We start from the raw sequence: 25,288 nt of genomic DNA on the forward strand, positions 1-25,288 counted from the left end.
AGAGTAGTTTGTAATAAAAAGCTGTACATACCGTACAGCTTTTTTTTCGTTATGTTTTGCTATAAGTTTCAAAGCATGTGTATGTCTTTACGGCTTTTGTAACCATAATAACCACAAACACTTGAAAGCATGGCACCAATCAAGCTTCCTAAAAAGCCCCACCATCCCATGTGGGAGGCTGTTGTAGCAGCTTTGTCCGATGTGTGACGTGCTTCTTTCATCGTTTTGTTGAGCTTTTGCGAAAGTGTATGGGCTTGCGCTTCAAGGTCTTTAAGTGCTTGTTCGGTTTTTTCCTCTGCTGTTTGATAAAGATTAAGTGCATTGTCGGCTGTTTTTTGTGCATCCGCACGCGTCATGCCATTGTTCATTAGAGCTTTGACGATATCATTTTGATTGATGTCTTCTGTGATATCTTCGATACGATCAGAAAGATGATCATGGAGGTCCTTGAGAGTGGTGCGGTAGTGAGAAGGATCTTCCTTAAAATCCGTTATCGCAGAATTGATCTCTTTAAGAGCGGCTTGATAGGATTGCTTTAAACGATCAGGATTGAGAGCAGGGATATCGCTTTTCTTGAGAAGTGTGCGTAATTCACTGCGCAATTTATCAAAATCAACGCCATTGTCCTTTATTTCACGAAAAAAGTTTGCAAAATTGTCATTGTTTGCTTGTGAAAAGAAGGAAACAAGATTTGTTTTGAGATTTTCTCCAGTTTGTTGGAGTGCTGAAGTGCTTTCTCCAACAGCGTGTGCGCCTATTGTTGCTGTACTTGAAACCACGTGGACGGCTTGGAGGGTCATGATAAGGGTTAACAGAGCCCAAGTGAGAAAGCCATGAAGTGTGCCGGACGATTCAGCAAAGCGTCCAGCGACAAAGCCTCCTAAAGCAAGGCTGATGAGCATAACGATAAGAGAGCCAATCCCAAAGGAGAGAAAGGATCCTGCAAAAGGTGTCGAAGAGGTGAAGTCCATTTGGTTGAAACCTAACGCTGCAACCAGAAAAGATAAGCAGATTGAAGTGGCAAGGGCTGTGATCAGTCCAGCAAAGATTGCTGACCATGAAAGTGGGGGTTGGAAAAAAGGATAATCTGTTTCTAGAGATGTTTCTTCTAGAAAGTGGTTATCGAAGGGTGTATCCTCAGGAATGCGGGTTTCCATATTTTTATCTCCTCAAATGATGTTGGAGATAAAATGCCTCGTTAGCAATTATGTTCCAAAAGTGATTAGATATGCGCTAAAAAGGGCAGAAAACAAAGACTGATTATTACAAGGATGAGAATGAAATATTTTCTTAGGACACTTTTGTTTTGTGCCGGTTGATTGAGAAGGTATGTTTTATGAGTGATAAATACTCTCAAGGGAAATAAAGAAAAAGTAAAAATATGATAATAAAGATTTTTTATTTATGTTCATAAATAAAAAAGAGTGTTATATTAATTAGTATTCATTATTTAATTGCAAATTGTGTTTTTTTCTCATGAATTACAAATATACATTACCATTTATTATAATTATCGTATGCTTATCAACGGGAGGTCTAATTTCTACAGATATTTTTCTTCCAGCACTTGGAGAAATGCATCAATATTACCATGTTACGGAATCTAAGATTCAGAGTTCTGTGGCGATTTTTCTTTTTGCGTTGGCTCTTGGGCAGCTCATTTATGGTCCACTGAGTGATAATTTTGGGCGTAAAAAAACCCTTCTATTTGGTTTATTTTTATGGTTATTTACCACGCTCAGTGTAATTTATACTGTTAATATTCACGCTTTCCTTGGATTGCGTTTTTTGCAAGGGCTTGGGGCTTGTGCAGGAATTGTTTTAAGCCGTGCTATTATTAATGATTTAATGGATAAAAAAGCGGCCGGGAAACTTTATTTGATTGTTTTTCCCTTTATTGGCATTTCACCAGCACTTGCTCCTTTAGTGGGAGGGCTCTTATTACAAGTTTTTAATTGGCAAGCCACCTTTATTTTTTTAAGTCTTTTTATATTCTTGACTATTTTACCCTGTTGTTTTGTGCTTATAGAAACCTTGCCACCGCAAAAACGCCAACGTTTTTCTCCTGTAGGATTTGTAAAAGGGTGTTTAGGCGTTCTTAGAAATAAACAATTTATTTTTTATGCACTTATTCCGTGTTTTTCTTATGCAGCATATTTCGCTTATATTGTAGAATCGCCCTTTTTACTTACCACTCTAGGTTTGCCAGTAATATATATTGGTTATAGTTATATTAGTGTTTCTCTTCCATATATTATAGGAAATCTTGTCGCACGGTGGTTTTTTAAGCGGGAATCTATGGAAAGAGCCGTATGGCGAGGGTATATTATTTTTGTTGTGGGTGGTGTGTTATTTGCTCTACAAATGTATGTAAGCCCATGGCCGCTTGTAACAAGTTTTATGGCTATTGCTGTTCTTACTTTTGGGAATGGTTTTCTATTGCCTTTAGGGACAGCGTTGGCTATTTCCTCACATCCACAAGCTGCTGGAGCAGCTTCCGGTATGATGGGAGCATTACAATTAGGAAGTGCTGCGTTGAGTGCTGCGGTTATTGGGAGGATATCTGGACACAATCCGCAGATAATGGCAGCTTTATTAGCTGTGTGTTGCCTGTTGGGTTTTATGATTTATATCTTCAAAGCGCGTGATTTCATGTATTCAGAAAATGACTGAGAGGGATAAAAAAGAGCGCGTCATGTGTAAAAATTTTATTGTTATTTTCCTTGGATGGAGATTGCCATAGCTGAGAATCGATTCTCATTAAGCGCGTTGCATTGTACATATTTAAAATTTTTCGTCGCTTAATTAAATTTTGATACAATTGGTTATTCTGGACAGTTTTACAGGGAGGGGATTTTATGTGTGATAGAGTTTTGCCATGTCCACGTTTTAACCATTATCTTCAGTGGGGAAGTTTTAGCTCCAATCGATTTTCTGAGACAAGGGATGCAGGAGATAAATAATGAACCTTTGTGTTGTCATTCTGTCTCCTGTGATGCCAATTTGAGATAACGGCGTTTTTTGTTCTTCATTTACAAAGTTATGTTTAGCAAAAGGCTTCCAAGTTATTCTATGCGATACAATGTCCCTTTTTCCGAGTGACTCTTCTTTTTGTAATGACCCCGCCATAGAAATTTTGTCTTTTATTACAGAAAAACTGGAAAGACATTTTAAAGAACCTTCAGTTCTCGTAGATTTTTCTATGGCTGGGACATTTACTAGTATAACATTAATCCTCATTGGTTTGTTACTGGTGAAGGTGAAATGTTTAGTGACATGGCAAAAGCGAAAGCAGTAGGTTTTAAAGCACCTACTATCCCTACTGGGCTAATGAAAAAGCTTGGTCGTATAGCTTATACGATCTATCGCGACGCAAAAATACCCCCCCTGAAAATATAGCGGAATTAGCGGCAGAGCTTTATAAAAAGTTGCAAGAGCTTGTTCAAAACATCAATGACCCAGAAGAAGTCGAAGCGACTTTTCCTTTTCTAAAGTTGCATTTAAAGCGACAAATTGAAGCTGAAAAAGCACATCTAACAACCACACAAAATACGGACTAATGTCCCTCTAAAAGGAAAAATAAAATCAGATATTAGTCAATTCCATTTGTAAATATTTATAATATAACACGACAAAAAAATGAACCCAAAACCGCATTAGCAAAACGACTCACAGAAGTTAGAAAGCTTGTGGGCTTATCTCGTGATATATTTTCTTTTAAAATTGGTATTAGTATTCAAGGGCTTGGGAATTACGAACGTGGTGATAGAACTCCAGACGCAACCGTTTTATCATCATACAAAGAAAAATTTGGAGTAAACCTGAATTGGCTTTTGACTGGTGAAGATGCAATGTTTATAGACATGACGTTAACTCGGTCTTTCAATCTCTCTCCACCTACCATCCCTACTGGGCTAATGAAAAAGCTTGGTCGCATAGTTTATACAACCTATCGCGACGCAAAAATAAAACTCCCCCCTGAAGATATAGCGGAATTAGCGGCAGAGCTTTATAGAAAGTTGCAAGAGCTTGTTCAAAACATCAATGACCCAGAAGAAGTCGAAGCGACTTTTCCTCTTCTAAAGTTGCATTTAAAGCGACAAATTGAAGCTGAAAAAGTACATCTAACAACCACACAAAATACGGACTAATGTCTCTTTAAAAGGAAAATCAATATGAAAATCTTTTTACATTAGAAAAACAATATAATTATTTGATTTATAAAATTATATTTACTCTAAAAAGAGATAATCACCAATAGGTGAAAATCTTTTTTGCTTCATTTTTTTCAAAGGGTCTTCAAAGCCGGTTTTCTGGGCTTTCACAGACTTTTTAAAATTCTTCAAAGGATTTTCTTATTTTTAGTGCAAAATTCTAATTTTTAGCATTTTTCGTTCTTTTTGCCATTTTCAGGTGTCAAAATCTCTTTTGACAAAACACGCATTTTAAGGTAAAAAATATGCATAAAAACAATAAATTACCACGTATTCCTACCTAATCCCACCTCTTCCCACTTACTGCAAAACATACTGTCAAACTACAAGGGCGTGCTGCGGCGATTGAACACGTCTTATAGAACACCCAAAAGCCAATCTTATCACCAGAAAACACTTGGCCATATTGTTCAAGAGATCGCACAGCGTAATGGTTATACCGCAAAGGTTGACCCTTCTCTTGCGAAAATTGTTGTGCGTCATATTGATCAAACCACTGAAAGTGATATGGCTTTTGCCGCCCGCCTTGCAGAGGAATATGATGCGGTAGCAAAGCCTGTTGATGGTAAGCTAGTCCTTGCCAAACGGAGAGAAGGCAAAGCCATCACCGGCGAGACACTCCCCATAGTGATTCTTCATGAGAAACAGTGCACATGTTGGGATTTTAAATACAGTGCACGGGATGAAGCAGGTGCAGCCAATGGTTTAGAAACGGATGATGGTGAGGACCAAAAAGCTGCAGCGGATGCACGTGCACCAGAAGAGATAGAGGAGGATGAAAACACCATCCATATGGATGAAAATGATCTACCAGATCCATCTGAACCAGAGAGAGAAGAAAAAACAGAAAAAGAAGCAGAGAAGCAAGAACAAGAGAAAAAAGGCGGCGTTATCGCAACCTATTATGATCTGCGCAGTGGTGAAAAGAAAGAAGTCAAATCCGGTAATCCACCGTTTCATGAACTCAAATATACCTACCATAATCAATCAGAGGCTGTTGCAGCCATTGCCACTTATCGTAACAAATCGTCACGGGGTAAATCTTCTTTCTCCTGTGATATTGGTGGTGATCCCTTTGTACAAGCAGAGGCAAAACTTGTTCAAGAGCCCCCTTTCCGTCCTTATATACCAGCAGAATGGCGTATCAAAAGCGTCAAGCACAAGCTTGATAAAACGGGTGGTTACACCACAAAAATAGAGTGCGAACTTTTTGATGAAGGACAAGAAGATGCAGCTGGAAATGTTGCAAACACAACGCCAGATAAGGATGATACTCTTGATCCAAACGCTCCACAAAATGCATATGATGAAGGTGAAGGCGTCATACATATGGATGAGGGAGATACATAATAAGCTACCATGTTTTGCTATAAAACACTGTTGTTTAAAAAGACAATTAATACACTCAATACAACAGATTAAACGTGTGGAACTGGTCGTTCAAGAGGCTGTACAGCTAAGCGAAATCCCATGGTACGCAGTAAAGCATTCAAGCTGCGAAACTCTGGATTGCCTTTTTCTGAAAGTGTACGGTAAAGCTGTGTGGGATTCAAGTTGGCTGCTTTAGCTACAGCTTGAACACCACCATAAGCTTTAGCCATTTGGCGAAGTGTTACAAGCAATTCACCTTGATCACCATCTGCTAGGATTGCATCAAGGGTAGCTGCTGCTATCTCAGGGTCATCATAGAAAATTCCCGCCATTGCATCATCATGGTTACAGTCTTTCATTTTTGCACTCCTTTAATCTTCACGGTTTTGCCAATCACGCCAGAAAGCACATGCGCGAGTGATATCAGTATCTTGTGTTTTTTTGCTACCGCCGCATAATAGCAACAATACGGTCTTTCCAGACTGTGCATAGTAAACTCGGTAACCAGGACCAATATTAATACGCAGTTCATGAACACCATCACGAAGCGGCTAAAAATCGCCAAAGTTTCCTTGCTCTAAGCGATTAAGACGGCGAATAATAGCAGTTTTAGCCTGTACATCACGGAGCTTTCGCAGCCAATCAGTTATCAAGTTTTTGCCATCAGAAGTAAGGTAGTGACGTATTTCAAACATGATGTATATTCGTTTATAAACGAATATTTGTCAAGACAAAAATGTCTTCACTATTTTCATTTTACTATTCCCAAAAACACAGCCAAACAGCGTTCAATTTCTACCATTTTATCTGCATGAATAGAACCGAAAGCTGGGCTAACCTTTTCGCATCTTACCGTCATGATCTTATCAATCATCACTTGTGAAAGCTTTTGTAAACCATTTTTGGCATCTGGTTGAATAGTAATGCGAAGTAATGGCGCTGCAATAAGTGTACTTGTAATTGGTAAAACTGTTACGCTTGTATGTTCACTGAATTGATTGGCTTGAATTATTAATGCAGGTCTTGGTTTACCAAAATCACCCTGCATCGCTATTGTTACGAGAGATCCACGCTTCATTCTGTCCAGCCATCAACTTCCACTAAAGATTGATCCATAAATAATTGCATAGATGTATCTGTTTTATCCATTTTTGCTACCAAGCGACACTGCCGGCGGCACTCTTCTGCAAAGTTTGGTTGGCGTGTATCTGGTACCCAAATTTGCATCAAGCGCAATCCTGCTTTCCTTTGTGCGTTACGATGTTTTTGAACGCGTTCATTGACGTGCATTGTAGCCATAAGAAAACCTCCACTATGTTTCATGTAACGTATAACACGAAAAAAAGTTACATGAAACAAAAATTTAATAATCTTCGCGGAAATGCCCCCGTTACATCGTAAAATATCATCCTTTAGAAGAGGAAAGAGATCAACCTTTTAAATCCAGCTCTGCCTTGTGTAGAGCTTTTTTTATGGAGAAACCTATGAGAAAAATATCATCAGAAGGACTTGCACTTATTAAACAATGGGAGGGCTTGCGTCTACACGCCTATAAAGATGCCATTGGTATATGGACCATTGGTTATGGGCATACAAACGCTGCTGGAAAACCCTTTGTTCATAAGGGCATGACAATCACTGAAGAACAAGCCGAAGAGTTTCTTTGCCGTGATTTGCAACAATTTGAGAACACTGTTGAACAAGCCGTTCAAGTTTCCTTAACAGACGAACAATTCGCAGCACTCGTCTCCTTTTGTTATAATGTAGGAACAGCAGCCTTTTGCAATTCGACACTGTTAAAAAAACTCAATCAAGGTGAATATGAAGCAGTGCCCTCTGAATTACAGAAATGGACCAAAGCGGATGGAAAGCGCCTTCAAGGTCTCGTCCACCGGCGGACAGCAGAAGCAGGCTTATGGGCAAAAGGCGCTTATGTTTCCTCCAATTATCAACCAGTAGAAACCAAACAGCCAATGGGGATTTTCAAAGCAGAAGCCCTTGCCCCCATCATTGGTTCTTTCTCAGGACTTGGAGGTTTGTTAGCGGGCAATGGCCCTATCCAATGGGCATTGGCAACCATTATGGTTTTAGCCGCCTGTGCCGGTCTTTTCTGTGTCGCCAAACGCTTTCAGGAACACAAATTATGATCTTATGGATGAAAAAAAAATCTGATGCTAACAGGTGCGGCTTTAGCCGCTTTTTTTATGATTTTAGCAAAAGCTTTTGTTCTTGGCAAAAGAACTGAACAGCAAAAGCAAACAGAAAAGACTTTAAAGAGTGCGACAACACGGCTTGAGGTAGAAAATGAAATTAATCAAAAAAGTGATGCTGATGTGCGTACTGATCTCTCTCACTGGTTGCGCGACAAATAAAGTTGCTTCTTCTTGTGTAGGGTGGTTGCCGATATATTTGGAGCGCCAAGATCTCAACGCCATCAGTTCAAACTTAGCAAGAGAGATCTTAAAGCATAACAAGCAGGGTGAATATTTATGTGGGTGGAAACATGGCTAGAAAAAACACTAAAAAAAACACCGCGCTTACAGAAGCAGAAAAAGAAATGCTTCAAGAAATAATCATCACTTATCAAAATGTAAAAATGATGTCTCGTTTGATGAAGTGGATAGCCTTTTTTCTCTTTTTACTCATCCTTGATTTTGCTCGGATTATGGAGCAATAGACAATGTCTTTGCCCATTTAAAACAATGGTTTTCAAAGAATTAGAATATTTCAGCTTTCCATATCTTATTTTCGAAAAAGATCAGCGTGTGTTTCTGTACGAACAAGGTGTAATTTGCTTTTTTCAATTCTATAAATCAGCAGCCAATCTGGTTCGATATGACTATCACGCAACCCCGCCCACTTCCCTTTTAATGGGTGATCGCGATAACATTGTGGTAACGGCTTTTCTTCAATCAGCAGGCTTAATAATGCACGTAGTTTATTCATATTTTACCGCGTTTTTCTGCTTTGTGTACGTCTCGCTTGAATTGCACTGAACGAACAGGCGTTAGCATATCAGATGCCCAAGTCTTTAAAAAGTGCTTCTGCGTTTTCGAATGTTTTACCTTTTCCTTCGTCTAGTTCCTTTATGGCTTTGCATGTGGTGCTATTGGGAACTTTGACATCAAAGGGTAAGCAACCTTCTTCAGCTACACGCAAAAACGTCATGCGAATAAGATCTGATGCACTTAAACCCATACGCTCCAATGTGATCATTGCTTGTTTTTTCATATCACTAGAAATACGGGCGCGAACGACAGTATCGGCTTTCATTGTGGTTTCTCCTTCATTAATCTTGTATTCCAATGTAGCTACATTGTAGCATTAAGTCAACTTTTCAGAAGTAGGGATCCTTTGGATAGTTGATTTTTCTAAAAAAATATCCCGAAAAAAGGATCTTGATTTGCAATAACTAAGAAAAAATTCTGAATTTTTTTGCTAGAATCAGGGTGAATGTTCATTTGTTTCATAGGATTTTTTAGATGATTACACCCTTTGGTAAAAGTTTACGCAAACTTCGCATTGATCACTCTGAACGTCTTTTAGATATGGCAGAGAGATTAGACATCTCTGTCCCATTTTTATCTTCTGTAGAAATTGGCAAAAATCTGTACCGGTTGGCATGGAAGAAAAGATCATAGAGCTTTATGCTTTAGATCAAGAGGCAGCCGCCCGTTTAAGGAGAGAATCAGATGCTTGTCGCAGCAGTTTTACCATCAAGTCGTCTGATCCCTTGTGTCGTGAAACCGTTGGCATGTTTACGAGACTTTTAAAGGTTTTTTCACAACAGGATTTAGAATCCTTCAAAGGAATATTAGAAGCGATTAGAGAAGAGAAAAACCAAAAAAATGCTCGTGTTGCGGAGGAGTATTAGAAAACCCTATTCCCGCACCTTTATTCATGTATCCCGCACCTTAAAAAACGTATGGAAAATCAATCAGTTATTTATGGTTAAAGATTGAATGGCGGAGAGGAAGAGATTCGAACTCTCGAGAGCCTTTTGAGCCCTACTCCCTTAGCAGGGGAGCGCCTTCGACCACTCGGCCACCTCTCCAAAGCCGTGCATAAATGGTATCGACAGAAAGTTCAAGACATTTTCGATTTTTTTCAAAAATATCTAAGATTTTTTTATTGACCTAAGAAGATAAAAAGTTAGTAGAATAAAATTAATAGAATAAAAATTGTGCCTTTTTTACCACATTCCCCTGAATAGTATATGAATATCTTGAAAAAGGTGTTTTCATATTTGTATCTTTTTAAAAGATCAGTATAGCTAAAATATAGGTATTGCGTATTTTTTGCCTTTAACGAGTTGAGCAAATAATATTCCCTAACGAAGATTAAACTACCTTTCATCGGAGATCCATTATGAAGATTAAACCCCTCTTTTTAAGTTCTACAGCGGCTTTTTTAGCAATTTCTGGAGCACAAGCGGCTCCACAAGCGATTGCAGAACCAGAGCCTGTAGAATATATTCGTGTTTGCGATGCATATGGTAAGGGGTATTTCTATATCCCTGGAACAGAGACTTGCATGCGTTTGTCAGGAAATGTTCGCGCTGATTTTAAAGGCGGTGATAATATAGAGGCAATAACTGACTCTCAGTTATCTAATAAAAAGAATACCTATGGTGCATCCTCACGGTTAACTCTTGTTTTTCAATCCGCTTCGGAAACAGAGTTAGGAACACTTCGTTCCTATGCACGTATCTTCTCGAACTGGAGCAATGGCAAAGACAGTGCTGGTGCAAAGCTCTCAGCCGCTTATATTGAACTTGGTGGTTTTCGCGTAGGTCTTGATGATACAATTTTTAATAGTTGGACTGGTGGCTATGGGAACGTTTTTAACGATGATAGCATCGCACCAGCAGGCGTTACACGCACCAATTTCATTTCTTATACCTTCAGTGGTGATAGTGGATTTTCTGCTATTATCGGAGCTGAACTGGGTAATGCTGATGCTCCTTACATTGATGCTAAGCATCCCGGATATAATGTATACTATTATATAGATAACGATGATAAAATTGCTGTCGTTGCTACAGATAAATTTCCAAGTAAACAAATAAAAAAATACACTCCTAATATAGTTTTGGGTATGAAATTTATGCAAAAATGGGGTGGTTTTTCAACAGTTGCAGCGTACGATGCTTATTATAAAAAGTGGGCTGCTAAAGTGCGCATGGATTTTAATGTCAACGATCGGTTAAATCTATGGGTAATGGGTGGCTATAAGAACAATGTTGATTACTACACAGTAGATGAAAATGTACTGTCACGGCAAAACACAACAATCTATGCAAACTGGGGTGGAAAATGGGCTGCTTGGGCTGGTGCAACTTATAAACTTACTCCAAAAGCAAATTTGAACGCTCAGGTTTCCTATAGTGCTGTAAAAACCTTTGCAACTTCTGTAAATATTGCCTACACGCTGGTTCCAGGATTCGTAATTACACCTGAACTAACTTATGTTTCTTGGAATGATGATCGCACTCACAAAAGCGCAAATGGTGATACATATACACATGCTCTGAAAGGAAAAAGCGCTTTGCAGGGGATGATCCGTTTCCAGCGTTCATTTTAATTCTCTTGGATTATCTTTCTAAAAACTGGCAACATATGTTGCCAGTTTTTAATTTTTAAAGCTCCCCATAATACTCACAATACTCTCTCTAATAAAAACATTTTCCTTTATGAAAATATTCCTAGCAAGGAGAATAGATGAGTGATGATGCCCTCATAGATCTTGTATAATAATTCCAATACTGTAGATTTTGATTCAAAATAACTTTTTGTAAAATTTATCTAGATATCCTCAAAATTAATTAAAAACAAACGAGATATATGTTTAAATTGTCAAACAGTGAATCGTAGAAATATTCTTATTAAAAAGAACAGAAATAAATAGAGAAATTCTTTATAAGATGTATATATTTTTTTGTTTGGATATGTTAAAAATATTCGTTTAATAATAATAATGATCTCTTGTTTTTAAAACTCTAAAAATATTACGTCTATATCCTTCACACTGTATAATTCATACTTTTTTCTTCTTTTAAGTATTGTTAGATACTATTTGCATGCCATGAATACGAAACTATAATTTATGCTTTTAGCATAAAAAAATATGAGCTTCTGTTTAGCAGATTCCAATGTTGGCTAATAATTTTTGCATCAAAACGATTCATAAAAGGCTTATTACTCCTTTTAAAAACGTTCTTTATCCACACATCACTTTCACTTATGATATACAATTAGAGATCATCACATATGTTATATAACGCTTAATGATAAGGCGATAGTATGTAATACTCCAAAGATTCCTTTATGTTATGGCAATTTAACAAATAGGCTAATAAAAAGATATACCCCTAATATAGTTTTGAGTATGAAATTTATGCAAAAATGGGGTGGTTTTTCAACAGTTTCAGCGTACGATGCTTATTATAAAAAGTGGGCTGCCCAAGCAAATTAATAATGCATATTTTGGGTAAACTTCCTGCCGATATATTTTTCAACAAAACTTTAAAAAATTTAGCATTGCAAAGCATTGGAACATCACATTGTCTTGTATTCGAAAGATTCTCTCTATCGCCTCTCTTAACAACGGGTCTCTCCTCTTTCAAACAAAATACACCGAGATTTTTTCTTAAACTCAATAAAACAATTTTTAAAAATAATTTTAATTTTATTGTATGATAAAAATCCCCTATAATGCATACTTTTGAGATTAAACTGTATCAATATTTTTTGCAAAATGCGTTAATATAGAATTCTAACCTCAATAATAGCCTAAACAAAACTTGAAAGACAATACCTGCGTTTTCTATGCGTTCGTTAGAATAAAATATTTTCCTATTTGCTCGTTATTTAAAAATCGTTAGCTGTTATTTGATGACTAAAATCTACTAGCAAATACAAACGCTCTATAACATAAAAACGACACCGCCTTTAACCTAAACTATAATAATAACTAGGAGAGTCTTTCTATAATCCCTAATCCCTCAGAATTTTATTTTTAAGTTTCTGTTTGCAAATATCTTTTTAAAACTAACCAAGCTGCATATTCCTGTAAGACGACACCTAACAGTGGTCGCGTATAGGGAAACGTAATATGATCATCACTAAACCCGTCAATTCGTACAGTCATAGTCGCATGTCCAAGACTTTCTTTTTGGTTTTCTAATACTTCTAAAGAAGGCGATAAGCTAACCTTAACCTCAAGCTGTGGAAGATCTTTCGCATTTTTTTCCGTTGGTTGAAAATATTTTAAAAGCATCGGATCATTTGCTAGCCAATACACTTCCGTATGCATCGCTAATTGTTGGTAAGCAGTGGTAATTTCTGCACCAACCAAGTAAGGACGAAAATGATCTTCAAATTCTTCGATTAAATGCTGTGCTAAGGGTGTTGATGAATTACCAATCAATTGCACAAGAACATAAGGACTTTTCCATAAAAAATGCCTCTCAAACGGTTCATTGGCAAAATGACTATCAACCCAATGCGCAATGGTACTCTCATCAATTCCAATCAAAGTCCACGCATATTGAGCACGCGATACAGTAGAATACCTCTGCTCACCGTGTTCTAAATAATGTTCTAACAGCGAAAGAGCCTGTGTGGGTGGACCAGGCAAGACCACAAGAGAACTCCCACTACAGGAGAGATAAAAACCAGGCGCTGTCCCCGTAGGGTTATCAAGAACTTTTGCCGTCTCAGGAAACAATGCCTGACGGGCATTATTGGTATCCGGCGCAATCCCTAACCGTTGCAATTGATTTTTTATTGTTTGCCATACCACTTCATGATGGACTAAGGGCTTTTGCACAGCTTGTGCAATCGCATCACGGGTTTTATCATCAGACGTTGGTCCTAATCCTCCACTGATAATGATGAGGTTTTCTTGTCCAAGACAAGCAATCACTGTCTCACTGATTTGCTGTAATTGATCAGCACAAACAAAATGGCGTGTAACTTGGATGTTTCTCTTGTTCAGGCTTTGACTCAAATCCTGCAAATTTGTATTCAAATACTGTCCGGAAAGAAGTTCATCACCGACCGTAATAATCGCTGCTCGACAAATAGGGACAGGATTTACAAGAGAATTAACAACAGCTTCAGCCATTTGACGTGTGGTGGCTAAACCTCCTAAGTCATAGGTCACCGTTTTTCCAGCACGAATAACATGATCAACACTCTCCGACAATTGTTGCGCCGCCTCTTTAAAACCTAAATGATCCAAGAGTAAAGCTGTGGTATAGAGCATAGCAGAAGGATTTGCTTTATTCTGTCCAGCAATGCGCGGTGCACTGCCATGAACAGGTTCAAAATAAGCAATCTCACTTCCCACATTTGCACTAGGAGCCAATCCCAATCCACCCATTACTCCAGCACCAAGATCAGAGAGAATATCACCAAACATATTTTCAGCAACAATCACACCAAACTGTTCTGGTTTTGTTGCAATCCATAAAGCAACCGCATCAACATTGTGAATATCTGCTTCAATCTCCGGATAATTTTGAGCAACTTTCTCAAAAATTTCTTGAGCAAATTGACCACTTTCTCGCATAACATTTGGCTTATCAGCAAAAGTAACCCGTTTAAAACCATGTTTGCGTGCATAAGAAAAAGCATATTCAAAGATCCGCTCTAAACCAAAGCGTGTCTGCAACCGTACTGTCCATGCAGCATCTTCAAGGCCATATCTTTCTAGATTGGGATGTTTTAACCACGTTTCTGTTTCAGGAGATATACCGCGAAAATCAAGTCCCCCCGCATAGAGACCCTCGCTATTCTCTCTGATAACACAAAAATGAAAAGGCTTTCTTGGACCAATAATGTATCTTATAGGACGTATATTGGCAAACAAGTCTAACTTTTGGCGAAGTTGAATGACAGGTGAAACATAGGTCCGTTGCCTTTCTTTTAAATGTGGCGCAAGTTCCTTTAAAGCAGCTTCTTTCCCTTTACTGGTCACAGCACCAAGTAAAACAGCATCGCTTTCAGCAATTTTTTGCCAAGTCGCTTGAGGAACAGGATCCCCTTCTTGTTTCCAACATTCCCACCCAATATCTCCATAGGTTAATTCAATTGGTAATTTCAATTGCTCTAAAATCACCAGTGCACTATCACAAACTTCTGGTCCTATTCCATCACCAGGTAATACAAGAACTTTCTTTTTCATAATCCATCAATCCATTCAGAAAGAATTTTATTCGTCATAACAGGATTATCATCCCATAACCGCATACCTGCACCAGAGATAATCTTATACTCATGATTTATAGCATGGCTTCTCGTTTGGTTGCCTATAGTTGCAAGTTGCGACTTTTCACCTACTAAAGCTAAAAACTTGCCAGTATACTTGATAATTTCATCCCTAGCATCCATTTTTAAGAAGGTCCTTTGAGAGCCTTTGAAAAAATGAAAATCCTTTGAAAATGAGGTCATTTTTACAAAATATGATGCAAATGATACAAAATTTGTTGGTCTCTGCATGCATATCTTACAGATTTTAGATATCAAATAAGGGGATTGCTGGAAGAGATGTATCATCTTAAATTGTGATTCTGGGCAGAGCAAGGTAAGAATCATAAAAGCGGTTCTAAACACCTCTTAAAGCTTCTCTGAGAACCGCTTAAAAGCTCTGTGAAAAAAATGAATTGCTGCAAAACCCAGTGTCAAATTATGCAAAACCTAGTGGCAAGCTACAACAAGCTACAGTTTTGATAAAAATAATATGGCTCCCCGGGCCGGATTCGAACCAGCGACCAACCGGTTAACAGCCGGTTGCTCTACCGCTGAGCTACCGAGGAACAGTGCATCATTGCTCATCTGTAAAGGCTATAGCAAAGCAATACTGATTTGCAAAGGATAAAATTATTTTTTTTAAAAAAAATGTTATAAATTGCAGAAAAAGAGGAAAAAACAACAGAGAAAATTTCTACACCTTGACGGATGCATTGCCTTCCCTTATTGACATGAATGTGTTTATCGATGAGGCCTCGTGGCGGAATGGTTACGCAGAGGACTGCAAATCCTTGTATCCCGGTTCGATTCCGGGCGAGGCCTCCAGATGATATAAAACCAGATGATATAAAATAAGACGGACTTTAGAGGTAATATAGGCAAGTAAACTGCTTTCCTTCATGGCAAAACGCTTTTACATAAAATATGCAATTAGAATCAAATTGTTGACTGTCGTGTATTTTTTTGTAACACCCATAGTAGAGGATTTTATAGGTTCTCATTATTACCGTTTTGTTGTGTTCTTGTCGTGTGTAGGAGAAAAGGGGTGTTATGGTTGCAGATTTTGCAGAACTTCGTCGCAAAATGGTTGACAATCAAATTCGTACAGTCGATGTAACAGATTTATCAGTTCTTGAAGCATTTTTAATGGTACCACGTGAAGATTTTGTACCAGAAGAAATGAAAGCTTTAAGTTATCTTGATACTGATATTATCGTATCTTTAGCGCGAAATGAGTTCCCTCCACGCTATTCTATGGGACCTGCTTCGTTAGCTAAATTGCTTCAACTTGCAGCTGTAAAGTCATCGGATATTGTTTTAGATATTGGTGCAAATAGTGGTTATTGTGCAGCATTGCTTGCAAAACTTGCAGGATCTGTTGTGGCATTAGAAAGTGATGAAATTCTTTCAGAACGTGCTTCTAAGACTTTAAAACGAAATCAGTGTGACAACGTGATCGTGGTTTATGGGTCTTTGGAGCAGGGATATGCTGTTGGGGGGCCTTATGACCTGATTTTTATTGAAGGTTCTGTTGATTTTATTCCAGAGGATCTCTTTGAGCAAATGAAAGACGGTGGCCGTCTCGTTGCCGTTGAAGGACACGGTAATTCTGGTGTAGCGCGAATCTATGTAAAAGAAGATGGTGTGATTGCGGGGCGTCGTGCTTTTAACCTTGCTGTAAAAAGTCTTTCTAGTTTTTTAAAAACGCCTGATTTTGTATTTTAGCGTTTGTTTTGTTTGTAAAGATGAGTTTATGATTAATTTGGGGTTTGTTATTGTGTATAGTGTATTCAAAATGAACAAAAAAATTCAGGCATTCTTGTTGCTGGGGGTTAGTAGTTTTATATCAGGATCTGTTTGTGCTGAAACATTGATGGATGCTTTTGCTAAAGCTTATATGAATAATGCTAAGCTGAATAGTGAACGTGCCGCTGTGCGTATATCGAGTGATGATGTGGTTATTGCACGGTCTGGCTTATTGCCACAAATTGAAGGGGTTGGAAGTTATGGGCGAAGTAAATCCATGGCGGGTCCTTATACCACTTCTGGATCTATCGGAATAAGATTAAATCAAAGATTATTCGATGGTTTTATCACGCAAAATATGTTTTCTTCAGCTCAGGTTAAGCTGCGAGCACAGTATGAATATCTTCGTAATATTGAGCAAAATACGTTTCTTGATACTGTAACCGCTTATGCTAATGTATATCAAGCACGTCGTATCGCTGATCTTCGTAGAGAAAATTTGGCAGCCCTTGAAGAACAAGTTCGTTCGAATAAAGCAAAATTTGATGTGGGAGAGGGAGGGCGTGTTGATCTTTTTCAAGCGCAAGCTGCACGTTCTGTTGCTGTTTCAGAATTGAGCCTTGCACGTGCTGATGTAAAATCAGCAGAGGCAGTTTATCGGCAAGTTATTGGTTCTGATCCTGAAAAATTAAAACGTCCACCAGTAGCAAAAGATTTACCAGTTAATCTTGATGTCGCTTATCAACTGAGCGTTGCTCTGCATCCAGCAATTCTTTATGCAAAATATTTGGTTGATGCTGGACTTTATAATGTAAAAGCTAAAGAAGGAGTATTGCTTCCTAAAGTGGATTTTTCTGCAACAGCGTCTTATAATCGGATTTACAGTGGTGCTGGAGAGGATGGCGTTTCTAAATCAATAGGGGTATCCGTGAGTGTGCCAATTTTTGAAGGTGGGCGTACGTCTGCTCAGATTCGTCAATCTAAGGAACAGCTTGGGCAGGCTCATCTACAGCTTGATTTAGCTTATAGCCATACAAGGCAGCAACTTACCTCTGCGTGGTTTCTCTTAGAGGGAGCGCGCGCATCGTTAGTTGCTTATCGTGAGAGTGTTCGTGCCGCTGAAATTGCTCTTAAGGGGCGAGTTCAAGAAAATCGTGTGGGGCAGGCGACAACACTGGATGTTTTGAATTCTCGTACTCAGTTGATTAATGCTCAAATTGCACTTGCAACTGCAGAACGTAACGCTGTTGTTGCTAGCTATAGTGTTCAGTCTTCTATTGGTAAGTTGACGGCAGATTATCTAGGTTTGAAAAAAAATAAACCTCTTCGATAACACATAAAAGTCACTTTTGAATCTACGAAGGCTTTTCATTCTATAAAAGATCAATATATCAATAGTTGCGCCTATTAGAAAAGAGGGTGGTTCGATCTCGTTCTTTAAGTAGAAAAAATTGTGTGTAGCATCTTACTCGGAATAACCACATTTGAAAATATTAAGACGAGATATGTTGATCTTATGATTCTTTTGCTTACACTAAGAATATGATTCTGTTTGTCGTTGCATCTTTGAGAGGTTTTTAAGTATGGTACAGAGTTCAAGCGTGTTACGTGAACCAAGTATGGATGAGATTTTGACATCTATTCGTGAAATAATCGAAGAAAATGCCATTCAATCTGATCACTTTTTAAATGAAGGTGTTGCAATGAATGCTCCTGCAAATCATTTAGAAGGAGGATCGCAAGGTGTTTATGATACAACTTTATCGGTTGATGATGCAATGAAGGCTTTAGCTGATCGTATTGGGCTTTCTTCTGAGAACAAAGATTGTTCGTTAACACAAGAGCAAGAAAAGAGAGAGGCAGAAAATAATACGATTGGTGTAGATATGCAAAATGTGAAGCTTTCTTCTGAAGAACAGGACTCTATTCATAAAACAAAAGAATATCGTGATGAGGATTCTCTATCACAGATGAAAAATATGGCTTCTGGGCGTTTGGAATTATCTGAATATTGTATTTCTTCTGCCGAGAAGATTGCAAAGGATGTGCTCCGTCCAGCTATAGCAGAATGGTTACAGAGTCAGTTGCCTGTTTTGCTGGAGAATATTTTGCGTGAAGAGATTGTTAAAACAATTAAGAAATCATCTTAACGTGTTATTTTTTATTATTTTTATTTTTTCTCTTTATTTTTAAGTATTTTGTTTGCAATTTTGTAGACTTAATATCAATCAATGAGGTTTGCAGGTAGTATGATCAAATTTTAGATCAGGTACAGTGTTTTCCAGCGGCGTTATGAGTAGGTGAAATGTTAGAAAAAAACTATGATGCTGCTTCTATAGAGCAACGGGTTGCAAAGAGGTGGAAGGCTCGTGGTGCTTTTGAAGCAGGAGTAGGTTCAAAAAGTGATGCTGAACCCTTTTGTGTTATGCTTCCGCCTCCTAATGTTACCGGCTCACTTCATATGGGACATGCGCTGAATACAACAATTCAAGACATTATGGTTCGGTTTCAGCGGATGCGGGGCAAAAATGTCTTATGGCAGCCGGGTATGGATCATGCAGGAATTGCTACGCAGATGGTTGTAGAGCGTCAACTTGCAGAGTGTCAAGAGTCAACGCGTCAAGAAATGGGAAGGGAAAAATTTATTGAGCGTATTTGGGAATGGCGTCACAAAGCTGGTGGAGTTATCGCAAACCAGCTGCGTCGATTGGGTGTTTCATGTGATTGGTCACGTGAGCGATTTACAATGGATGAGGGGTTATCCCAGGCTGTTCGTGAAGTTTTTGTTACACTTTATAAGCAAGGGTTGATATATAAAGATAAGCGCCTGGTTAATTGGGATCCTAAATTATTAACAGCTATCTCCGATCTTGAAGTGGAGCAAAAAGAAGTTAAAGGTCATTTATGGCATTTTAGATATCCGCTTGAAGGTAAGGTTTTTGATCCGAATGATGCTACAACTTTTATCACAGTAGCGACAACGCGGCCAGAAACAATGCTTGGTGATACAGGCATTGCCGTTAATCCTGAAGATGATCGTTATAAAAGTCTTATAGGACAAAATGCTATCTTGCCGCTGGTTGGTCGTAGGTTATTAATTGTTGGTGATCCTTATGCAGATCCTGAAGCAGGAAGTGGTGCTGTAAAAATTACACCAGCACATGATTTTAATGATTTTGAAGTAGGGCAGCGCAACAATCTACGTTTGATTAATATTTTTACGAAAAAAGCTGAGATTCTTCTGCGTGAAAATGAAGCGTTTTTTGATGGTTTGGTTTTATCCGATGAATTAAAAATATTAGTGGAAAATTTAGATCAATCTGATCGTTTTTTTGCACGCAGTCAGATTGTTTCTCTGATGGAAGAGAGAGGTTATCTAGCCGCTGTTGATAATCATTCTCACACTGTTCCTCATGGAGATCGTAGTGGAGTGCCTATTGAACCATTCTTGACAGATCAATGGTATGTTCATGCGGCAGAATTAGCTAAGCCAGCGATAGAGGCTGTTCAGCAAGGAAAAACGCAATTTGTTCCCGATAGTTGGAAGAAAACCTATTTTAATTGGATGCAAAATATTCAACCTTGGTGTATTTCGCGCCAATTATGGTGGGGACATCAGATACCCGCTTGGTATGGCCCTGATGGAGCGGTTTTTGTTGAAAAAAGTGAAAAAGAAGCTTTGGCTTCAGCCTTCTCTCATTACGGTGAAGTGGTTGCATTAAAGCGTGATGAAGATGTTTTAGATACATGGTTTTCATCTGCTCTTTGGCCTTTTTCAACACTGGGGTGGCCAAACAAAACAATTGAATTGGCTACCTTTTATCCAACATCGTTATCAGTTACAGGATTTGATATTATCTTTTTTTGGGTTGCGCGTATGATGATGATGGGACTTCACTTTATGGGTGAGGTTCCTTTTCCAACGGTTTATGTGCATGCTTTGGTCCGAGATCAGAAGGGAGCAAAGATGTCAAAATCGAAGGGAAATATTATTGATCCATTAGAGCTTATTGACCAATATAGTGCAGATTCACTCCGTTTTACTTTGGCAATTATGGCGGCACAGGGGCGTGATGTAAAGCTTGATCCTTCCCGTATTGCTGGTTATCGTAATTTTGCTACGAAATTATGGAATGCTACACGATTTGCAAAGATAAACGGTGTTAAGCACGACCCGGCTTTTAAGCCAGAAAAGGCAAAACTTGCGCTTAATCGTTGGATTTTAACAGAGCTCTCTAAAACCATTTCAGCAGTTACTACTGGTATTGAAAATTATAAGTTTAATGAGTCTGCTAGCGCTCTTTATCGTTTCATTTGGAATACATTTTGTGATTGGTATTTGGAGCTTCTTAAGCCTCTATTTCAAGGTTCGAATGAAGAGGCTAAAAGTGAGGCTCAAGCCTGTACTGCATGGGTTTTAGATGAAGTTTATAAGATCTTGCATCCTTTTATGCCTCATATGACAGAGGAGCTATGGTCTCTTACAGAAACGCCAAACATGAAGCGTACAGATATGTTAGCGTTGGTGCAATGGCCAGAGGCGATATTTGTAGATGAAGAGGCCGCTGCTGATATTAATTGGCTTATTGATGTTGTTAGTGGAATTCGCTCTGTACGTTTTGAAATGAATATTCCCGCAAGCACATTAGCGCCTCTTGTTATTGTAGAAGGGGGAAAAGTAACGCAAGAGCGTGTGCAGCGCTATGATGCTCTTCTTAAAAAATTAGCGCGTATTGAAACCATTCGTTTCTCTGATGAAGTTCCAGCTGTATCAGCACAAATGATTTTGGAAGAAGCTGTTTTTTGTTTGCCATTGGGGCAGTTGATTGATTTAGAAGCTGAACGTGCTCGTTTGATGAAGGATATTAGTAAAATTGAAAAGGATATTGAAAAAATAGCGATTAAATTAAACAATCCTAAATTTATAGCAAATGCAAAACCAGAGATTGTTGAGATTGAACGCAACAGGATTGTGGAATTGCATGCTGCACAGAAAAAAGTCTCTGCTGCTTTAGAACGTTTGATGTAATTAAATCTTTTATTCTCATGAATGTTGTAATGAAACATCAAAAGATTTTTTCATTTTTATGTTGATTAAATAATGCGTTAGTACTGTTTTTTTTATTTATGTATCTTGAAAGCTTCTTATTAATCGCATGTTTAAACGTTTTTAAATATTATATTCATTTTTATCCTACTGTTAGCAGATCTGTTTCCATAGTGAGGGGTTTTTTTGTTGCATAATAATAATATTAAAGTAAAAGAATATATAATATTAAGCGATCTATTACAAAGTGTAGAATGATAATTTGTTTTTAAAAATCAATTTATTGTAGATGAAAAGAAAAGATTCTTTTGATTCAATATTTTTTGCAATTTTTATTTATCTTTTTGTTAGAATTTTGATATGCGGAATATTTTTTTATTAAAAAGGTTTTGAGTCTATACAAAGAAGTTTTAGAAGATGTGATCATTCAAACCAAAAGAACAGGAAAGTTTTAGAGTCTAGACAGATTTGAGGCAGCGGGAAGCTGTGCTTATTATTCTACAGAGTTCCGTTCTTTTGCTTATGAAATAGGTGAAATAACGTGTAAAATTCTATTCGTGATTCGTTTTATTTTTTGAAACGTGGTGTTTCTGCTTATAAAAATGGGTAAGTAAATCAGGCGCTTTCAGTGTTAAATTATGTAGAAGATATGGAAGATATTGGAGCATTCTAGAAACTTAGCTATACCTATGCAGAGGGTGATGATGTCCCTGAGGATGATTTATAGGGCACACAGTTTTTTGCATCTATTGGTTAAAAAAGGTATGCATTTTGCTTCAGTAGATGAAAGTTTTGTTGATGATACATTGGTTAAACTTGCAGATTATATGAAAAAAGCCTTCCTCAATCACCTGTAAAACCTCATCCTTCTTATGCTGATCGTCTTTATATGCAGGCTGCGATGAATTATAGAAATCTATCGTTCAGTATCATTTAGGAAAAATGTTTTTAGAGGGATAAAGGAAGCGAGAAAAGCCTTGTACAGGTAGCACAGTGCTCTCAGAATTTCAGCAAGAAAGAAAAACCTCTTGTTAAGCAATGCTTGGAAATATGTTGCTTAAGGCGAGAAAAGTCATTTGCGACATAGCAATCTTAACTATAACCTATGAAAAGCCGAAGTAAAAGGTTGAGCTTAGATTCCTCTCTTACGCAAAGAGCATACTTTTGCCATTTGTGATGAATGTGAAAAACCTGCAGCAATATTGCTAGTTGGTGATATTTTAAAAACGGCAATTCTTGAATATTTTAATATAATATTTTTAGCGTATTTTCTATTAGATGTTGATTTTTTACGTCTAAGCTTACAACAGAGAAAGCATTGTGGTCCTAATAGAATGATTAATGGCTAAGAATCTTAGATAAAAAATCTTGTGCTCGTGGTGTTCTCGCTTGCGGATCAGAAAAGAATTCTTTAGATGAGCAGTCTTCAAGAATTTCTCCTTGATCCATGAAAATAATACGTTCAGAGACTTTTTGTGCGAATCCCATTTCATGTGTTACACACATCATTGTCATACCTTCTTCTGCTAAGCTGATCATGACATCGAGCACTTCACCTACCATTTCAGGATCTAGAGCAGAAGTTGGTTCATCAAAAAGCATAATGAGCGGATCCATCGTTAAAGCACGAGCGATAGCAACACGCTGTTGCTGACCTCCGGAAAGTTGACCTGGATACTTATTTTTATGATCGATAAGTCCCACGCGTTCAAGATATAACAAACCATGCTCGAGTGCTTCTTTTTTGCTGCGCTTTAAAACTTTGATTTGTGCAATTGTTAAATTTTCTACAACAGATAAATGCGGAAAAAGTTCGAAGTGCTGAAATACCATTCCCACCTGACTGCGTAATTTAGGTAAATTCGTTTTTTTTGAATGAACTGGTATCCCATTAATCCAAATTTCTCCTTTTTGGAACGGGACGAGAGCGTTAATGGTTTTAATGAGTGTTGATTTTCCTGAACCTGATGGTCCACACACCACAACAACCTCTCCTTTGTTGATAGTTGTTGTGCAATTTTTAAGAACATTAATTTCGCCATACCAGTTGGAAACATTTTTTATTTCGATCATATGCGTAGTCATTTCTTTTCCTATTAGCGAATAATGGATATTTTTTTCTGGAGATATAAGACAATCTGAGACAATGTAAAACAGATAACAAAATAAAAAAGTGCTGCCAAGATATAAGCTTCTTGCTTTACACCAAAATTGTTAGCAACAATATCAAAGCCGTTTAAAAGACTATTACCACTGATTGCATAAACAAGCGTTGTATCCTGAAAAAGGATAATGACTTGGGTTAAAAAAACTGGCAACATATCTCTAAAGGCTTGAGGAAGAATTACAATGTACATATTTTGCCAATATGTCATTCCAAGAGCTTGTCCAGCGTGTTTTTGTCCTTGTGAAATAGAATTTATACCGGCACGCATAATTTCGGCAAAATAAGCGGCTTCAAATGCGGTGAAGGTAATGAGTGCTGATTTGTTGGCACCGATTGACGTTCCGGTTAGAAAAGGTAAAAGCACAAAAAACCACAAGATAACCATAACAAGAGGTATTGAACGCATGGCTGTTATGTAAATTATTGCAAGCCAAGAGAGCAGTTTCACAGAGGAAAGCCGCATCATTGCTAAGAATGTGCCGAAAATAAGTCCTAATACCGTTGCAAAAAGAGTGAGAAAAACACTAAAAAGCAGGCCTGACAGAATGTAAGAATAGAATATATCAAAAGTAAAAAATGAAAAATCAAAGTCTGAAAAATTGAAAGAAGAAAAAAATCCAAACTTGGAGGTTATGAAATTCATCATATTTAGTGTTCCTCTGTTTGAAAATTAGGAATTTTGAGCATCTGCTCAATTATTGTCATAATGATAAAGACGAATAAGGCTATAAAAATATAAAGAATCGTAACGATGAGATAGTTTTCATAAACATGACTTACTTCTTCAATCGTTTGATATTGAAATTGCATCAGCTCATTTATTGAAACGGCGAATGCTATAGACGAGTTTTTTACAATCCCCATTGCTTCTGAAGTAAGAGGAGGCATTATTGTGCGTATAGCACGCGGTAGGATGATATAACGATAAACTTGATAAGTTGTAAATCCCATCGCCATGGCTGCGTAGCGCTGTCCAGAAGGGATTGCCTCAATACCTGACCGAACCTGTTCCGCGACACGAGCGGATGTAAAGAATCCTAAGGCACATGTTATGAGCAGAATAGGTGAAAAATTCATTGCTGGTGGATAAATCTTAGGAACAACAAAATACCATAAAAACACTTGTACAAGCAAAGGAATGTTACGCATGACTTCTACCCAGATAGTTCCAAGGGTACGCAATAAACAATAGATTATGGAAGTGTTTGGTAGAGTGCGCATTGTTCCTATAATGATACCCAAAAATACAGCTAAGATTAGCGAAGAGACTGATAATATAACTGTATTTTTAAAGCCATCAAGCAGTGTATCTAAATAGGTATGGCTTACACCAGGAGTTCCAAGGCATCCCGTCACGAGCGTTTGGGTAAGATCATCTGTACAAAGGAAAGAAAAGTCCATTAATTGATATTTCCTAAATTTAGTCATCTGTAAAAGAATAATAAATTAGCTTACTTCCATATGCTGAATTTATTAAAAAATAAACTAA

At 37.8% G+C, this 25,288-nt stretch carries 19 protein-coding genes, 3 tRNA genes and 9 pseudogenes; 17 read left to right on the top strand and 14 right to left on the bottom strand.

The window, feature by feature from the left end:
- Positions 1–68: 68 nt before the first annotated feature.
- On the bottom strand, positions 69–1,157 hold the full coding sequence (locus NMK50_RS02675) for a DUF3792 domain-containing protein (RefSeq protein ID WP_254770781.1): 1,089 nt from the start codon (positions 1,155–1,157) through the stop codon (positions 69–71).
- 319 nt (positions 1,158–1,476) lie between these two features.
- Here NMK50_RS02675 and NMK50_RS02680 point away from each other — a divergent pair, with 319 nt between their 5' ends.
- From NMK50_RS02680 to NMK50_RS02700, 5 genes and pseudogenes are all read left to right on the top strand, one after another.
- The gene (locus tag NMK50_RS02680; RefSeq protein ID WP_254770782.1) at positions 1,477–2,673 is read left to right on the top strand and encodes a multidrug effflux MFS transporter; all 1,197 of its coding nucleotides are present in this window, start codon (positions 1,477–1,479) and stop codon (positions 2,671–2,673) included.
- 289 nt (positions 2,674–2,962) lie between these two features.
- A pseudogene (locus NMK50_RS02685) lies at positions 2,963–3,226 on the top strand (alpha/beta hydrolase); the annotation flags it as partial.
- A gap of 2 nt (positions 3,227–3,228) precedes the next feature.
- A pseudogene (locus NMK50_RS02690) lies at positions 3,229–3,560 on the top strand (helix-turn-helix domain-containing protein); the annotation flags it as partial.
- Between the two features lie 63 nt (positions 3,561–3,623).
- Entirely contained in the window at positions 3,624–4,151 is a 528-nt protein-coding gene (locus NMK50_RS02695; protein WP_254771165.1) for a helix-turn-helix domain-containing protein, read from the top strand.
- A gap of 408 nt (positions 4,152–4,559) precedes the next feature.
- Positions 4,560–5,564, top strand: a pseudogene (locus tag NMK50_RS02700) (contractile injection system protein, VgrG/Pvc8 family); the annotation flags it as partial.
- A 68-nt stretch (positions 5,565–5,632) separates the two neighbouring features.
- Here NMK50_RS02700 and NMK50_RS02705 read toward each other — a convergent pair.
- From NMK50_RS02705 to NMK50_RS02720, 4 genes and pseudogenes are all read right to left on the bottom strand, one after another.
- Positions 5,633–5,944: a helix-turn-helix domain-containing transcriptional regulator gene (locus tag NMK50_RS02705; RefSeq protein ID WP_254770783.1), complete on the bottom strand. Its 312-nt coding sequence runs from the start codon at positions 5,942–5,944 to the stop codon at positions 5,633–5,635.
- 12 nt (positions 5,945–5,956) lie between these two features.
- Positions 5,957–6,280, bottom strand: a pseudogene (locus tag NMK50_RS02710) (type II toxin-antitoxin system RelE/ParE family toxin).
- A gap of 56 nt (positions 6,281–6,336) precedes the next feature.
- Positions 6,337–6,663, bottom strand: a complete 327-nt coding sequence (locus NMK50_RS02715) for a type II toxin-antitoxin system PemK/MazF family toxin (RefSeq protein ID WP_254770784.1) — start codon at positions 6,661–6,663, stop codon at positions 6,337–6,339.
- Positions 6,660–6,884, bottom strand: coding sequence for an antitoxin MazE family protein (locus tag NMK50_RS02720; protein ID WP_254770785.1), 225 nt, complete (start codon positions 6,882–6,884; stop codon positions 6,660–6,662). The genes NMK50_RS02715 and NMK50_RS02720 overlap by 4 nt, the downstream gene beginning before the upstream one ends.
- A gap of 185 nt (positions 6,885–7,069) precedes the next feature.
- On the opposite strand from NMK50_RS02720, the gene bgtA reads away from it, so the two are divergent.
- The 4 genes and pseudogenes from bgtA (at position 7,070) to NMK50_RS02740 (ending at position 8,306) form a co-directional block, all read left to right on the top strand.
- Positions 7,070–7,732 (top strand): gene transfer agent endolysin BgtA, encoded by a 663-nt coding sequence (gene bgtA, locus NMK50_RS02725; protein WP_254770786.1) that lies wholly within the window; start codon positions 7,070–7,072, stop codon positions 7,730–7,732.
- Positions 7,729–7,957 (top strand): annotated as a pseudogene (locus NMK50_RS02730) (hypothetical protein). Before bgtA ends, NMK50_RS02730 begins: the two are co-directional and overlap by 4 nt.
- The gene (locus NMK50_RS02735; protein ID WP_254770787.1) at positions 7,890–8,096 is read left to right on the top strand and encodes a hypothetical protein; all 207 of its coding nucleotides are present in this window, start codon (positions 7,890–7,892) and stop codon (positions 8,094–8,096) included. Before NMK50_RS02730 ends, NMK50_RS02735 begins: the two are co-directional and overlap by 68 nt.
- Positions 8,089–8,306, top strand: a pseudogene (locus tag NMK50_RS02740) (hypothetical protein). The gene NMK50_RS02735 and the pseudogene NMK50_RS02740 overlap by 8 nt, the downstream one beginning before the upstream one ends.
- A gap of 21 nt (positions 8,307–8,327) precedes the next feature.
- Here the strand turns inward: NMK50_RS02740 and NMK50_RS02745 are convergent.
- Positions 8,328–8,531, bottom strand: a complete 204-nt coding sequence (locus tag NMK50_RS02745) for a type II toxin-antitoxin system YafQ family toxin (protein ID WP_374112194.1) — start codon at positions 8,529–8,531, stop codon at positions 8,328–8,330.
- A 69-nt stretch (positions 8,532–8,600) separates the two neighbouring features.
- Positions 8,601–8,858, bottom strand: coding sequence for a type II toxin-antitoxin system RelB/DinJ family antitoxin (locus NMK50_RS02750; protein WP_254770788.1), 258 nt, complete (start codon positions 8,856–8,858; stop codon positions 8,601–8,603).
- A gap of 209 nt (positions 8,859–9,067) precedes the next feature.
- On the opposite strand from NMK50_RS02750, the pseudogene NMK50_RS02755 reads away from it, so the two are divergent.
- Positions 9,068–9,459 (top strand): annotated as a pseudogene (locus NMK50_RS02755) (XRE family transcriptional regulator).
- Positions 9,460–9,548: 89 nt separating this feature from the next.
- Here the strand turns inward: NMK50_RS02755 and NMK50_RS02760 are convergent.
- Positions 9,549–9,639, bottom strand: a tRNA-Ser gene (locus NMK50_RS02760).
- 314 nt (positions 9,640–9,953) lie between these two features.
- On the opposite strand from NMK50_RS02760, the gene NMK50_RS02765 reads away from it, so the two are divergent.
- Both NMK50_RS02765 and NMK50_RS02770 read left to right on the top strand, forming a co-directional pair.
- Positions 9,954–11,168 (top strand): porin, encoded by a 1,215-nt coding sequence (locus NMK50_RS02765; protein ID WP_254770789.1) that lies wholly within the window; start codon positions 9,954–9,956, stop codon positions 11,166–11,168.
- A gap of 690 nt (positions 11,169–11,858) precedes the next feature.
- Positions 11,859–12,050 (top strand): annotated as a pseudogene (locus NMK50_RS02770) (porin); the annotation flags it as partial.
- Between the two features lie 552 nt (positions 12,051–12,602).
- On the opposite strand, the gene NMK50_RS02775 reads toward NMK50_RS02770, so the two are convergent.
- The 3 genes and pseudogenes from NMK50_RS02775 to NMK50_RS02785 all read right to left on the bottom strand — a co-directional run bounded on the left by NMK50_RS02775 (position 12,603) and on the right by NMK50_RS02785 (position 15,405).
- Positions 12,603–14,774 (bottom strand): isocitrate/isopropylmalate dehydrogenase family protein, encoded by a 2,172-nt coding sequence (locus NMK50_RS02775; protein WP_254770790.1) that lies wholly within the window; start codon positions 14,772–14,774, stop codon positions 12,603–12,605.
- Positions 14,771–14,986: pseudogene (locus tag NMK50_RS02780) on the bottom strand (alpha/beta hydrolase); the annotation flags it as partial. The pseudogene NMK50_RS02780 and the gene NMK50_RS02775, both read right to left, overlap by 4 nt.
- Before the next feature lie 344 nt (positions 14,987–15,330).
- Positions 15,331–15,405, bottom strand: a tRNA-Asn gene (locus NMK50_RS02785).
- Between the two features lie 185 nt (positions 15,406–15,590).
- Between NMK50_RS02785 and NMK50_RS02790 the strand changes: the two genes are divergently transcribed.
- The 5 genes from NMK50_RS02790 to NMK50_RS02810 all read left to right on the top strand — a co-directional run bounded on the left by NMK50_RS02790 (position 15,591) and on the right by NMK50_RS02810 (position 21,614).
- Positions 15,591–15,664 (top strand) — tRNA-Cys (locus NMK50_RS02790).
- Positions 15,665–15,889: 225 nt separating this feature from the next.
- Positions 15,890–16,564: a protein-L-isoaspartate O-methyltransferase family protein gene (locus NMK50_RS02795; protein WP_254770791.1), complete on the top strand. Its 675-nt coding sequence runs from the start codon at positions 15,890–15,892 to the stop codon at positions 16,562–16,564.
- A gap of 28 nt (positions 16,565–16,592) precedes the next feature.
- The gene (locus NMK50_RS02800) at positions 16,593–17,918 is read left to right on the top strand and encodes a TolC family outer membrane protein (protein ID WP_254770792.1); all 1,326 of its coding nucleotides are present in this window, start codon (positions 16,593–16,595) and stop codon (positions 17,916–17,918) included.
- 250 nt (positions 17,919–18,168) lie between these two features.
- A complete protein-coding gene (locus NMK50_RS02805) occupies positions 18,169–18,735 on the top strand; it encodes a DUF2497 domain-containing protein (protein WP_254770793.1) in 567 nt (188 codons plus the stop codon).
- 155 nt (positions 18,736–18,890) lie between these two features.
- Positions 18,891–21,614: a valine--tRNA ligase gene (locus NMK50_RS02810; RefSeq protein WP_254770794.1), complete on the top strand. Its 2,724-nt coding sequence runs from the start codon at positions 18,891–18,893 to the stop codon at positions 21,612–21,614.
- A gap of 1,356 nt (positions 21,615–22,970) precedes the next feature.
- Here NMK50_RS02810 and NMK50_RS02815 read toward each other — a convergent pair.
- Genes NMK50_RS02815 through NMK50_RS02825 form a run of 3 tightly spaced genes read right to left on the bottom strand, consistent with a single transcriptional unit; the run spans position 22,971 to position 25,200 of the window.
- Positions 22,971–23,717 carry an amino acid ABC transporter ATP-binding protein gene (locus NMK50_RS02815; RefSeq protein ID WP_256481486.1) on the bottom strand — a complete coding sequence of 249 codons (747 nt, stop codon included), beginning with the start codon at positions 23,715–23,717 and terminating at the stop codon, positions 22,971–22,973.
- A gap of 11 nt (positions 23,718–23,728) precedes the next feature.
- Complete coding sequence (locus NMK50_RS02820) at positions 23,729–24,445, bottom strand: amino acid ABC transporter permease (RefSeq protein ID WP_254770795.1); 717 nt, start codon at positions 24,443–24,445, stop codon at positions 23,729–23,731.
- A 2-nt stretch (positions 24,446–24,447) separates the two neighbouring features.
- Positions 24,448–25,200 (bottom strand): amino acid ABC transporter permease, encoded by a 753-nt coding sequence (locus NMK50_RS02825; protein ID WP_254770796.1) that lies wholly within the window; start codon positions 25,198–25,200, stop codon positions 24,448–24,450.
- Positions 25,201–25,288: the final 88 nt, after the last annotated feature.

The organism is Bartonella harrusi, assembly GCF_024297065.1.
Classification (GTDB): domain Bacteria; phylum Pseudomonadota; class Alphaproteobacteria; order Rhizobiales; family Rhizobiaceae; genus Bartonella; species Bartonella harrusi.